At 71.2% G+C, this 11,701-nt stretch carries 13 protein-coding genes and 1 riboswitch; of the genes, 6 read left to right on the forward strand and 7 right to left on the reverse strand.

Annotated elements, in window-relative coordinates; translation table 11 throughout:
- Nucleotides 1–3: 3 nt before the first annotated feature.
- On the reverse strand, nucleotides 4–1,038 hold the full coding sequence (locus FHR37_RS28630; protein ID WP_179771034.1) for an SgcJ/EcaC family oxidoreductase: 1,035 nt from the start codon (nucleotides 1,036–1,038) through the stop codon (nucleotides 4–6).
- A gap of 94 nt (nucleotides 1,039–1,132) precedes the next feature.
- On the opposite strand from FHR37_RS28630, the gene FHR37_RS28635 reads away from it, so the two are divergent.
- The 4 genes from FHR37_RS28635 to FHR37_RS28650 all read left to right on the forward strand — a co-directional run bounded on the left by FHR37_RS28635 (nucleotide 1,133) and on the right by FHR37_RS28650 (nucleotide 4,900).
- Nucleotides 1,133–1,507 (forward strand): MerR family DNA-binding protein, encoded by a 375-nt coding sequence (locus FHR37_RS28635; RefSeq protein ID WP_175542701.1) that lies wholly within the window; start codon nucleotides 1,133–1,135, stop codon nucleotides 1,505–1,507.
- A 108-nt stretch (nucleotides 1,508–1,615) separates the two neighbouring features.
- The gene (locus FHR37_RS28640; RefSeq protein ID WP_092886523.1) at nucleotides 1,616–2,041 is read left to right on the forward strand and encodes a pyridoxamine 5'-phosphate oxidase family protein; all 426 of its coding nucleotides are present in this window, start codon (nucleotides 1,616–1,618) and stop codon (nucleotides 2,039–2,041) included.
- A gap of 117 nt (nucleotides 2,042–2,158) precedes the next feature.
- On the forward strand, nucleotides 2,159–3,766 hold the full coding sequence (locus FHR37_RS28645) for a CYTH and CHAD domain-containing protein (RefSeq protein ID WP_092886521.1): 1,608 nt from the start codon (nucleotides 2,159–2,161) through the stop codon (nucleotides 3,764–3,766).
- 99 nt (nucleotides 3,767–3,865) lie between these two features.
- Nucleotides 3,866–4,900, forward strand: coding sequence for a hypothetical protein (locus FHR37_RS28650; RefSeq protein ID WP_092886519.1), 1,035 nt, complete (start codon nucleotides 3,866–3,868; stop codon nucleotides 4,898–4,900).
- Between the two features lie 20 nt (nucleotides 4,901–4,920).
- On the opposite strand, the gene FHR37_RS28655 is transcribed toward FHR37_RS28650, so the two are convergent.
- The 4 genes from FHR37_RS28655 to FHR37_RS28670 all read right to left on the reverse strand — a co-directional run bounded on the left by FHR37_RS28655 (nucleotide 4,921) and on the right by FHR37_RS28670 (nucleotide 8,755).
- Entirely contained in the window at nucleotides 4,921–6,060 is a 1,140-nt protein-coding gene (locus FHR37_RS28655; protein WP_092886517.1) for an XdhC family protein, read from the reverse strand.
- 108 nt (nucleotides 6,061–6,168) lie between these two features.
- Nucleotides 6,169–7,131: an aldo/keto reductase gene (locus tag FHR37_RS28660; RefSeq protein ID WP_092886515.1), complete on the reverse strand. Its 963-nt coding sequence runs from the start codon at nucleotides 7,129–7,131 to the stop codon at nucleotides 6,169–6,171.
- A gap of 123 nt (nucleotides 7,132–7,254) precedes the next feature.
- The gene (locus tag FHR37_RS28665) at nucleotides 7,255–8,298 is read right to left on the reverse strand and encodes a Gfo/Idh/MocA family protein (protein WP_092886513.1); all 1,044 of its coding nucleotides are present in this window, start codon (nucleotides 8,296–8,298) and stop codon (nucleotides 7,255–7,257) included.
- A 64-nt stretch (nucleotides 8,299–8,362) separates the two neighbouring features.
- Nucleotides 8,363–8,755 (reverse strand): AAA family ATPase, encoded by a 393-nt coding sequence (locus FHR37_RS28670; protein WP_092886511.1) that lies wholly within the window; start codon nucleotides 8,753–8,755, stop codon nucleotides 8,363–8,365.
- 143 nt (nucleotides 8,756–8,898) lie between these two features.
- Between FHR37_RS28670 and FHR37_RS28675 the strand changes: the two genes are divergently transcribed.
- A complete protein-coding gene (locus FHR37_RS28675; RefSeq protein WP_139239105.1) occupies nucleotides 8,899–9,132 on the forward strand; it encodes a hypothetical protein in 234 nt (77 codons plus the stop codon).
- Between the two features lie 109 nt (nucleotides 9,133–9,241).
- Here the strand turns inward: FHR37_RS28675 and FHR37_RS28680 are convergent, their stop codons facing one another.
- Together FHR37_RS28680 and FHR37_RS28685 are read right to left on the reverse strand one after the other, a co-directional pair.
- On the reverse strand, nucleotides 9,242–10,009 hold the full coding sequence (locus FHR37_RS28680; RefSeq protein WP_092886507.1) for an alpha/beta hydrolase: 768 nt from the start codon (nucleotides 10,007–10,009) through the stop codon (nucleotides 9,242–9,244).
- Between the two features lie 179 nt (nucleotides 10,010–10,188).
- Entirely contained in the window at nucleotides 10,189–10,344 is a 156-nt protein-coding gene (locus FHR37_RS28685) for a hypothetical protein (RefSeq protein WP_092650604.1), read from the reverse strand.
- 297 nt (nucleotides 10,345–10,641) lie between these two features.
- Here FHR37_RS28685 and FHR37_RS28690 point away from each other — a divergent pair, with 297 nt between their 5' ends.
- Nucleotides 10,642–11,331: an amidohydrolase family protein gene (locus FHR37_RS28690; RefSeq protein WP_175542700.1), complete on the forward strand. Its 690-nt coding sequence runs from the start codon at nucleotides 10,642–10,644 to the stop codon at nucleotides 11,329–11,331.
- A gap of 204 nt (nucleotides 11,332–11,535) precedes the next feature.
- Nucleotides 11,536–11,698, forward strand: a riboswitch (cyclic di-AMP (ydaO/yuaA leader).
- The last annotated feature ends 3 nt before the right edge of the window (nucleotides 11,699–11,701 follow it).

Consider the following 11,701-nt stretch of genomic DNA (forward strand, 5'->3'; position numbering starts at 1 on the left):
TCGTCACGAGGGCAAGGGCTGTGCCTGCGCGATCGGTGTGTTCTGCCCTCCGGCGAGCCACCAGCGCCTGTCCCGTTCGACGAGCACGTACATCGCCATCTCGGAGAAACCGTCGGTCGCCTTGCCGTCGGCGTCCACCGCCTGCCTGCGTACGTGCGCGACGGCGACGTCAGGCGCCGGAGCCGTCACCCGGACGATCTCGAAGCGGGACGGCGGTGCCGCCTGCCGGGCCATCAGGGTTCGATGGATTGCGTTGAGCTCGGTGAACCCGGCCAGAGTTCTGCCGTACGGACTTCCCCACATCACGTCCGCGGCGAACAGGTGGTCGAACCTGTCCGCGTCCGAGGAATCGACACCGCCCTGTAGCGCCGTGACGAACTGCTCCACAGCGTCCGTCGCGGCCGGGTAGGCGGCCGGGTCCGCGAGGATCGGCCGATCACCGTCCGGCACCGGAGCGGACCGGGCCGGACGCAGCGGCCTGAGCGCTTCGGCCCAGCGGGCGACACCTGCGAGCATGCGGTCGCGAGCCTCGACCTGCCTCGTCCGCGGGGCACAGCTTTGGCCGTCGAAGTCGTCGAAGAGGTTCAGCGCGACCTGGGGACCGACCCCCGCCATCCCGAGTTCGGCGGCGACCAGACGCAGGTGCTCCACCGCCCGGACCCCGCCGTCGGTGCCGTAGCCGACGAAGCCGACCGGCTTGTCACGCCACTCGGCGTACAGGTGGTCCAACGCGTTCTTCAGCACCGCCGACGTGGAGTGGTTGTACTCCGGCGACACCAGAACGTAGCCGTCGAACCTCCCGACCAGCTCCGACCATCGCCGCGTGGTCTCCTGGGCGTACTGGCCGACCATCGCCGGCGCCGGTTCGGACAGCATCGGCAGATCGACCTCGGCCAGGTCGACCAGGGTGAGGTCGTACGCGCGGTCCTGGCCTGGTTCGCTCGCGGCCGCACACACCCAGTCCGCCACCGAGTGCGCCCGCCGGAAAGGCCGGGTGCTGCCCGCGATGACCGCGAGCCGGATTGTCCTTGTACGCATGAGTTGTCCCTTCGTTCGTCGTTGTGCCGACGCCTCGGAAGCTATGGGTTCAAGTGCACTTGAAGACAAGAGCTGCCGGTGGAACCATCACCGAATGGACTTCGACTGGCACGTTTCCGGACTGACGGTCGGCCAGGTCGCCGAGCGCATGGACATCGCACCCTCGGCCGTTCGGTGGTACGCCGACAACGGCCTGCTGCCGTGTGAACGGGTCGCGGGCAACCGGCGGCGCTTCTTCGGCGACGTCCTCTGCCGGGTGGCGATGATCCGAGCCGCGCAGCGGGTGGGCCTCACCCTCGCGGAGATCCGTGAAGCTCTCGCCGCCCTGCCCGAGAAGGAGCCGCCCGCGCCGCAGGACTGGGAACGCCTGGCCGCCCGGCTCCGCGACGTACTCACCCAGCGCATCGACCACCTGTTCGCCCTGCTGGACGAAATGACCCCGCGAGCGAGCTCGCGCGCCGAGAGCTGACGAGCACCTGGCCGGAAGATCAATGAAAGAAGGGGTCCGGCACTGCTCCTTGCCGGCGCCCTCCAGACTGGAAGGCAGTTGTCGGCGGTCTCTCGTAGGGTCTGCGGCATGGCACTGTCTGTGAACGAACGACAAGAGTTCCTTGCCGAGCCGCACGTCGCCGCGCTGGCGGTGGACGCCGAAGACGGTCGCGGGCCGCTCGTGGTGCCGATCTGGTACCAGTACGAGCCCGGCGGCGAGGCCTGGGTGCTGACCGGAGTGGATTCCCGCAAGGCGCGGTTGATCGAGGCCGCCGGCCGGTTCTCGCTGATGGTCGAACGGGTGCAGCCCTCGGTGCGCTACGTCTCCGTGGAAGGCCCGGTCACCCGGACCAGCCCGATGAACGACGAGCACCTCGACGAGATGGCGCGGCGATACCTGTCACCGGAGATCGTGGAGGGCTACATCAAGATGTCGAAGGCCGAGCACGGCGAGCAGCTCGTCGTCACCATGCGGCCGGAGCGCTGGCTGTCCGCCGACCTGGGTTCGTTCTGACCCGGTTTGCCTGAGGGTGCCGCCTCGTCCGGCCGCCCTGCCCCCGGCCCCCGGGTGGGCGAGGTGGCGAACCACGCCCGCGTCCGGTAGGGATGAGGCACGTCGGAAGGGAGCCGAATGCCTCATCTGGAAGTGGAACGCAAGTACGACGTCGAGCCGGACTTCGTCCTGCCGGATCTGTCCTCGGTCCCCGGAGCGGCCTCGGTCGACGAACCCGTCGAGCACGAGCTGGACGCGACCTACTACGACACCGACGAGCTGCACCTGTCCCGTCACGGGGTGACGCTTCGCCGGCGCACCGGCGGCCACGACGCGGGCTGGCACCTCAAGCGCCCGGCCGGCGCCGGGGGAGCGCCCGAGCATCACGGTGCGCGGACCGAGCTCAGAGCGCCGCTCGACGAGGGCGAACGCGCCGAACCAGCCGAGCCGCCCGCATCCTTCGCCGACGAGCTCCGCGCCCTGACCCGGGGGCATCCGCTGCGCCCGGTGGCAGGGATCCGCACCCGACGGCTGGACCGCGTCCTGCGTTCGGACTCCGGCCGCGCTCTCGCCGAGGTCAGCGACGACCACGTCACCGCGCACACCTACGGCGACACGGTGACCACGAGCGAGTGGCGGGAGGTGGAGGTCGAGCTGGTCGAGGGTTCGGCCGACCTGCTCGACGCCGCCGAGCGGCTCCTGCTGGACGCGGGCGCGCGACCGGCGGCGTTCGGGTCGAAGCTGGCCCGCACGCTCGACCTCCGGCGCGCGGGCGCCACGCGGACCGGCCGGCCGGCCGGGCGGACGCGGAGTGGGCCGGGCAGCGACGAGGAGCGTGCGTGGTCGGCAGTCGCTACGTACATCGCCGACCAGCGAGACGCGATCATCACCCTCGATCCCGGCGTACGACATGGCGACCCCGAGGCGGTGCACAAGCTGCGCGTCGCCTGCCGCCGGCTGCGGAGCACGCTGCGCACCTTCCGGCCGTTCCTCGACCGTGCGCGCACCGACCCTCTCGGCGTGGAGCTGCGCTGGCTCGCCGGCGAGCTGGGCCTGCTCCGCGACAGCCAGGTGCAGGCCGAGCGTCTGCGTGCCGCCATCGAGGCCGAGCCCACCGAGCTCGTGATCGGTCCGGTGGAACGCCGGATCGGCGACCACTTCGCGACCGAGGCCGGGCAGGCACGCCAGCGCGTCGCAGAGGCGCTGGACAGCCCGCGATACTCCGCGCTGCTGGACAGCCTGGACGCACTGGTGGAAGCCACCGCCGGTCAGGAGGCCGCCGCGGCCGAGCTCCGCAAGCGGGCACGCAAGGCGCTACGCCGGGTCGACCGCCGGCTCGACCGCGCCGCCGCACTGTCCACCCGCCCCGCGGCCACGCCGTCGGTGATCCCGCCGCTTCCCGGTGTCGTGCGCGACCGGACCACCGCGCTGCACGAGGCGCGCAAGGCCGCCAAGCGGGCGCGTTACGCCGCGGAGGCGCTCACCGCCGTCGGCGGCAAGGACGCCCGCCGCCTTGTGAAGGACCTCAAGCGGCTGCAGACGGTGCTCGGCGCCCACCAGGACAGCGTCGTCGCCCGGCAGACTCTGCGTGAGGTCGGCGTACGCGCCCATCTCGACCACGAGAATGCCTTCACCTACGGCTTGTTGCACGCCCGCGAGCAGGCCGCCGCCGAACGCGTCCTCGCGGACCTGCCCGCGGTGGAGCGGACGATCCGCCGCAAGAAGGCCAGGCGCTGGCTCGGCTGACGCGGCAGCTCGCGTCGAGCACTCGCTCACTCCGCCGGGTGAGCCGAACCCCTCGCCGGGTGCACGCGCCCGAAGGCCGGCGCCGCGCATCGTCGGGGCATGACCGACAGCCCTTCCGCGACCGCAGGACCGGCACCCAGGAGCCTGCCCAGAGGTGGACGCCGCCCGGCCTGGGCGCTGCTCGCGGCGTTCGTGTTCGCCGACGCCTATGCCATGCTCCGCCTCCTGTGGGCCACCGGTAGCCGGTGGGGTTACACCGCGTGCGACCGCACCGTTGAGCACACCGCCGGTCAGGCGGTCACCGGATGCGGCGCTTCCGGAGTGGAAGTCCTGCCGTTCTGGTCCGGATGGGGCGCGGTCGCCCTGTGCGCGGTCCTGGTCGCTGTCACCGCGCTCGGCGTCGCCCGGCCCGGACGAGTGGTGGCCGCCGGGTTGTGGGGGTGCGCCGCGGTTCTGGTCGCGTTGTCGTTCCCGGGGCACCTGGTGTTCGAGTTCGCCGCGGCGGCCGGCCACCCCACCGACTGGCGCGACCTCGCCAACCGCGTCGTGCTCCTCGCCGGCGGACTGCTGGTCGCGGCCGCGGCGGTAGCGGCGGTGCCCCGCGCGCAGGGGGTGCGACGCCCGGCCGGAGTTCGCCCGGCACCAAGGTGGTTGCGCGCCTGGGCCTACGCCGGGTGCGCCCTGCCGCTGCTCGGCTGGACGATGCCGCACACGCTGTGGCTGCTCGGCGTGCCGCTCGGGATCCCGGCGCGGATGCTGGCGGAGGTTCGCGAGGACATCAACGTCCCGATGGGTCTCGCCCTGTGCGGCCTACCGGCGCTCGGTGGCCTGCTCACCCTGGGACTCGCCGCCCGGTGGGGACAGGAGTTCCCGCGCTGGGTGCCGCTGGTGGGCCGCCGCCGCGTTCCTCGGTTGCTCGCGCTGGTCCCGGCCGGCGTCGTCTCGGTGGCGCTGACGTCGTACGGCGTGATCGGTCTGTCGATGATCGCCACCGCGCTCGTCGACGGGCAGACCACCTGGGCAGGGCTCGCGTCGGCGTGGGCCGTCACCGGCACCGAGGTGCTCTTCCTAGCCTGGGGCGTCGCCCTCGGCGTCGCCACCCTCGGCTATCACCGGCTGGCCCGCGCCCGCTGAGGCCTGCCTAGTCATCGCGGTCAGTGCGGGGACGGCCGGTCGTGGATCGGGCCGTCGGTGTGGGTGAGCCGCCGCCCGGTTCCTCCGCGGCGGCAGGCGACGATCTCCGCCGCGACCGAGATCGCGGTCTCCGCCGGCGTACGGCCACCGAGGTCGAGCCCGATCGGGGCGGACAGCCGGCGCAACTCGGCCTCGGTGAACCCGCGCTCGCGAAGCCGTGCCAGTCGGTCGTCGGCCGTCCGCCGGCTGCCGAGCAGGCCCACGTAGGCCGCCGGGCCACGCAGCGCGACCTCGAGCAACGGCACGTCGAACCTCGGGTCGTGGGTGAGTACGCAGATCACGGTGCGCCGGTCGAGCCGACCGGCGGCGGCCTCGCGCGCGAGGTACCTGTGCGGCCAGTCGACGACCACCTCGGCCGCGTCGGGCACCCGCTCGGCGGTGGCGAAGACCGGCCGGGCGTCGCAGACCGTCACGCGGTAGCCGAGGAACGCGCCGGCCGAACTCACCGCGGCGGCGAAGTCGGTGGCGCCGAAGACGAGCATCCGGGCCGGCGGGAGGTACGCCTGGACGAGCATGCTGAGCGGCTCGGTGTGCGGCGCCGTCGAAAGCTGCCGGATCCCGGACTCGCCCGCGGCCAGCATCGCGCGTACCTCGGTGAGCAGGGCCGGCGCCGCCTGCGCGTCCGGCGTGGGCAGCGAACCGTACGTGCTCTCGGCACCGACGAGCAGCCGGGTTCCGGCCGGCTCGGCACCGCTGACCACGGTCACGGCCGCCACCGGCTCCGGCGTACGAACGGCCGCGTCGAGCCGGTGGAGCAGCGTCGCGTCGGCGGACTCGACCAGCACCTCGATGGTCCCGCCGCAGGTCAGGCCGGCCGCGAAGGCGTCCTCGTCGCTGACGGCGTACCGGTCGAGGACTGCCCGGCCGGTGTCCAGGACCGCCAGCGCCCGCTCGTACACCGCGGCCTCGACGCAGCCGCCGGACACGCTGCCGGCCACCGCGCCGTCCGCGGCGACGGCCATCGCCGCGCCGACGTCGCGGGGAGCGCTGTCGAAGGTCGCCACCACCGTCGCCACCGCGCACCGGCGGCCGGCGTCCAGCCAGCCCAGCACGACCGGCAGGAGATCGCGGAGGTCGCCGTGCCCGCCAGTCCCGCTCATCCCCCGATCATCGCGCGTCTCGGGCACGAACGAAGCCTCCCGCCCCGAGGCGTACGCCAAGGGCCGGGAGGCTTCGATGGTGCGAGGAACCCAGTCAGGTACGGCGACCTACCAGGCGTAGTCCTCGGGCGCGGTGCGGTGACCGGGGAAGATCTCGTTCAGCCGGTCGAGCGCCTTGTCGTCCAGCCGGACGTCCAGCGCGCGCTCGGCGGCGTCGAGCTGCTCCATCGTGCGCGGCCCGATGATCGGCGCGGTCACCGCGGGCTGTGCGAGCAGCCAGGCCAGCGCCACGTCACCGGGCTCGTGACCGAGCTCGGCGGCGAGGTTCTCGTACGCCTCCAGCTGCGGCCGGTGCTTCTGGATCGCCTCGGCCTGCTGGCGGCGCTTGCCCTCGTTCTCCTTGCGGAGGACACCACCGAGCAGCCCACCGGCCAGCGGCGACCACGGGATCACGCCGAGGCCGTAGTGCTGGGCGGCGGGGAGCACCTCGAGCTCGACCGCGCGGGCGAGCAGGCTGTACTTCGACTGCTCGCTGACCAGGCCGACGAAGTTGCGGCGAGCCGCCGCTTCCTGGGCCTGGGCGATGTGCCAGCCGGCGAAGTTGCTGCTGCCGACGTAGAGGATCTTGCCCTGCTGGACGGCCACGTCGAGGGCCTGCCAGATCTCCTCCCACGGCGTCTGCCGGTCGATGTGGTGGAACTGGTACAGGTCGATGTAGTCCGTCTGCAGCCGCTTGAGGCTGGCGTCGAGCGCGCGGCGGAGGTTCAGTGCGGACAGCCGGCCCTCGTTCGGCCAGTCGCCCATGTCGCCGTAGACCTTGGTGGCCAGCACGGTGCGCTCGCGGCGGCCGCCGCCCTGCGCGAACCAGCTGCCGACGATCGTCTCGGTGTTGCCCTTGTTGTCCTGACCGCCGTAGACGTTGGCGGTGTCGAAGAAGTTGACGCCCTTGTCGTGGGCGGCGTCCATGATCGCGTGCGAGTCAGCCTCTGTCGTGTGCGGCCCGAAGTTCATCGTGCCCAGGCAGAGGCGGCTGACCTTGAGGCCGGTACGACCGAGGTGAGTGAATTCCATGCTCTCCATCCTGTAAGCCGGGCGGACAGCCGTCCAACAGCAGAATCCGCTGAGTTTGAGCACCCAGACCGATCAATCGGGCGTACGGCCGGGTGCCGGGTTGCCGGGTTGCCGGGTGCCGGGTCAGCTCAGGCCGCCCACGCGCGTGGCGTTGGCCTGGGCGGTCAGGGCCAGCTCGGTCGCGGTGAGGACCAGCTCCTGCGGAATCGCGGTGTCGCCGCGCCGCACCACGTCGTCGAGGATGGCCGGGAAGTACGGCAGCTCGACGTCGTCGCTCTGGAGGTACTGCGTGTCCTTGCCGTTCACGAGGAAGAGGTGGTCGCCGCCGGGCCGGCCGAGCAGGTCGATGTTCTTGCGTACCTCGAGGTAGCCCTCGGTCCCGAGCACGGTGAGCCGGCCGTCGCCCCAGACCCCAAGCCCGTCAGGGGTGTACCAGTCGACCCGGGCATAGCCGTGGGCGTGCGGGCTGCGCAGGACGACCTCGCCGAAGTCCTCGAACTGGGGGTACTCCGGGTGGGCGAAGTTGCCGACCGTGGACGACACCACCTCCGCGCTGGTCGAGCCGGTCAGGTAGAGGAACTGGTCGACCTGGTGGGAGGCGATGTCGGCGAGGATCCCGCCGGCCAGCCCCGGGTCGAACGTCCACGACGGTCGGGTGTGCGGCCGCAGGTGGTGCGGGCCGGTTCCCATGGTCTGGACGACCTGGCCGATCGCGCCCTCCTCGATCAGCCGACGGGCGTGCACGGTCGCCCTGGACGCGGTGCGCTCGGAGAACGCCACCGACCAGAAACGTCCGGTCTCGGCCACCGCGGTCCGCACCTCGGCGAGCTGGTCCAGGGTGATGGCGCCCGGCTTGTCGGTCACCACGTCCTTGCCGTTGCGCATCGCCGCGACCGCGATCTCGGTCCGGCGCGCGGGGACGGCAGCGGTGACGATCAGCGCGATGTCGGGGTCGGTGAGGAGCTCGTCCGCCTCGGCGACGCGGGGGATGTGCGGAGCCCGCTCGGCCAGCGCCGCCGTGTGCGGGGTGTCGGTCTCACTCCACAGCCCGGCGCACTCCGCACCCGCCCCGATCAGGCCGTGCACGAGGCCGAGGATGTGACCGTGGTCGAGGCCGACGGCGGCGAACTTCAACGGCTTTGTCGTACGGGAGTCGGTGCTCGTCATGCGTCCACCATTCCACGCCGGCCGCGGCGGCCGGGAGTCCTACCGAACGGAACGCCGCCGTCGGTCAGCGGACTGTCCGCAGCGCCGCCGCGAGATGGAGGGTGATCTCGCGGCGGCAGATCTCAGCCGGCCGGGTGGTGTCCACCACCATTCGTACATCGGTACGAGGCTGGTAGTGGCGTGCGGTCCGGCGAACTTCCTCCCAGTCTGGATACGACCATCCGGGCAGGTCACACCTCCGAGATTCCACTCGCCGTCGGTGTTCCACGGTGTCCGGGCACGCGGTCTCGATGACGAGGTGGCGGGCGTACGCACTCAGGCCGTTGCGGCGCATCGCGTTCTCGATCTCGTCGATGCGCAGCCACACCGCGCCGCTGTGGTCGGCAAGGTGCCGCGCCAGGGTCGACTTGCCCGTCCCGGGCAGGCCGCCGAACTCGACAAGGGTTCCCGCGGTCATTCGACCACCAGCCTTTCGGTACGACCCGCGACCTCAGCGCGACCGCAGCCCGCAAGGCCATCGTGGAGCAGACTTGTCGTTTCTGGCATGCGGAGCGCGTCGTCCTACGGCCCCTCTTCGGTCTGGCCGCGGTGGACCGTGAGGTGGCCGTCAGGCTGGCCGAACGTGAGAAGTGGCGAGGTGACCAGTTGGCGAAGCTACTCGGCCGGCTCGCCGCGGAGAAGGACGCCGAGGTGGCGATCGATCCGGTATCCGTTCTTGCCGGAGTCGTCGCGGTTACCTCGTTCCCCATGTACGACGCGTTGGGCGTCCTGGCCGACGACCCCGCACGTGCGGCCGGGCTGGTGGAACACCTGGTGATCAGCCTGACCGGCTGAACGCAAGGAAGGATTGACAGTCGTACGAAGACGCACATACGGGAAGACGTCTCGCGACGAAACGCGCGGGATCACCGGCAGTGCTCGGCCGAGCGGTCAGGGCTTGCCGTCAGGACAGCGGCAGCCAGCGGAGTACGTCCTGGATCTTGCGGTCCCACAGACCCCACTCGTGCTCGCCGGGCTCGAACTCCACGGTGACGGGCACATCGAGGCGGCGCGCGGCGTCCACGAACGCGTGGTTGTGGGCCATCAGGCCGTCCTCGGTGCCGCACGAGACGTGCAGGGCCGGGAGTTGCTGCCCCGACTTCGCCCCCTGCTCGAGCAACCACAGCAGGTCGTTGTCGGTGCCGCTCACCTCGTCGCCGAAGACCCGGTCGATGAGTTCGGGGCGGTTCTCCCGCATACCCGGGTTGGCCACGTCCAGCGCCCCGGACAGGCTGGCCGCCGCCGCGAAGCGTTCCGGCTGGCGCAAGGCCCACTTGACGGCGCCGTACCCGCCCATCGACAGGCCGGCGACGAACGTGTCCTCCCGCCGGTCGGACACCCGGAAGAACCGGCCGACGAGCGACGGAAGCTCCTCGGACAGGAACGTCCAGTAGCGGTTGCCGTGCGCCTCGTCGGCGTAGAAGCTGCGGTGCACCGCCGGCATGACGACGGCGAGGCCGAGCGTGGAGACGTAGCGCTCGATGGACGTACGCCGCAGCCAGATGGTGTCGTCGTCGCTGAGGCCGTGCAGGAGGTAGAGGACGGGGGCACCGCCTTCGCGGGCCGCGCCGGACATCCCGATCTGGGTGGTCGTCTCCTGCGGCAGAATCACCGTCATCGAGGTACTGAGCTGGAGTGCCTCGGAATAGAAGTCGCAACGCATCAACGCCATGGGCGGAGATCCTTCACTGTGGCCGGAAAACGCATCGCCGGCAGCCTTCCCGATGGAAGGCTGCCGGCGCAACGGCCGAACCCGGCCGCCCCGGGCGCGGTGTGCGCGCGGGGCTGCCGGTTGGCTCAGAACCTGTCGGAGCTAATGGAACCGCTCCGGGCCAGAACCGGTGTTGCGGGTCAGAACCAGACCTTCCGGCCACCGACCGGACGCCCGATGGCGCCGAGGATGAACAGCACCACGCCGATGACCAGCAGGATGATGCCGATAGTCGAGAGGATCGAAATGCCCAGGGCGAAGCCCAGGATCGTGAGGATAATGCCGAGGATGATCACAGTGACTGCCTCATCTTTTCTAGGGGGTCACCGGGCGGGCGGCTATCCGATCCGCACCGGGGTTTTCGGTGCTGCAGCGTAGCGGTCTTCCGGGGCTGTGTCCGGGAACCGTTTCCGTACCGTGATCAAGTCTTCGTCAATGGCCGCAATACGACGTCCGGATGTCACGCCGTAGCCAGACGTGCGCACACTGTGCTTCGGTGAGAAAACGATCTTGACGCCGGAGTCCGGGTCGGGGCGACCAACCGGTTCGGGTTCTCCCGGACAGCCACCGCCCTGGGCACCGGCTACCGCGACGTGATCGACATCTTCGACGCCGCCCGCGCCGCCCGTACGCCCACGTTGTTCGGCGCGACCACCCTGCTGCGGGAGGACACGTCGCTGGTGACGGACCGGCGGGTGCGGACGCTGTACCCGCCGTGGAAGTACGCCGGACTGCAGGCCACCGCGCGGACCGCGCGGGACACCGACCAGACCGTCGCGCGGGAGAACCTCGCCCGGCAGGTGGCGCAGGTAGCGGCGATGCTGCGCGGCGGCGGGGTGGTGATCACCGGCACCGACTCGCCGATCGCGAACCGCGCGGTCAGCACCCACCTGAACCTCCGCGCGATGGTGAAGTACCCCGTCTCGCCGTACGACGCGCTGACCACGGCGACGAGGGCGCCGGGTGAGTTCCTCGGCGAGCCGCTCGGCACCGTGCGCCCTGGCACGTACGCCGACCTGGTGGTGCTCGGCGGCGACCCGCTCGCCGACATCACCGCCGCGGCGGACGTACGCCAGGTCATGTGCAACGGCGAGCTGTTCGACGTCGACGGTCTCCTCGCACCGTTCGTGTCCGGCGCGGCCGGCGAGCGCCTGCGGGCGCGGTCCCGCCCTGTCAGCCGGCTGGCCGACCCGGTGCCGGACCCGCCGGCGAACCGGCGGTACTGGTGGCACGACCCGCACTACGTCGAGGAGAGCCGGCACACCTGCTGCCAGGAGTCGTGACCCTGTGACCCTGTGGCCTGGCCGTTCGCCGCCGTGATCCCACGACGCGGGAACAAATCTTGCGAAATGTCGAATCTCCGGACAACTTCCCGGGGGTGCCGGTGTTGATTGATCACGGACCGGTCACTATGGTCTCCATCAGATATCTGTCCAGTTTGAGTCGGCCGTCCCGGTCGGCGCAGATGTCTCGCTTAGTCCCTGTTGGGGTGATCCACGACGGATCAGCTCTGCGGGGAGCCGGGGAACCACGTGTTTTCTGGGGTGAATCGGCAGGCGCGACGGTCGCAGGTTGGCCGCCGAGCTCGCCGTAGGGCAACTTCCCGGCCCGAACCCGTCAGCTCACCCGGTAGGCGTTGAGGAAGAAAGGCAC

Origin of the sequence: Actinopolymorpha cephalotaxi, assembly GCF_013408535.1 — a bacterium.
In the GTDB taxonomy this organism is placed as follows: Bacteria; Actinomycetota; Actinomycetes; order Propionibacteriales; family Actinopolymorphaceae; genus Actinopolymorpha; species Actinopolymorpha cephalotaxi.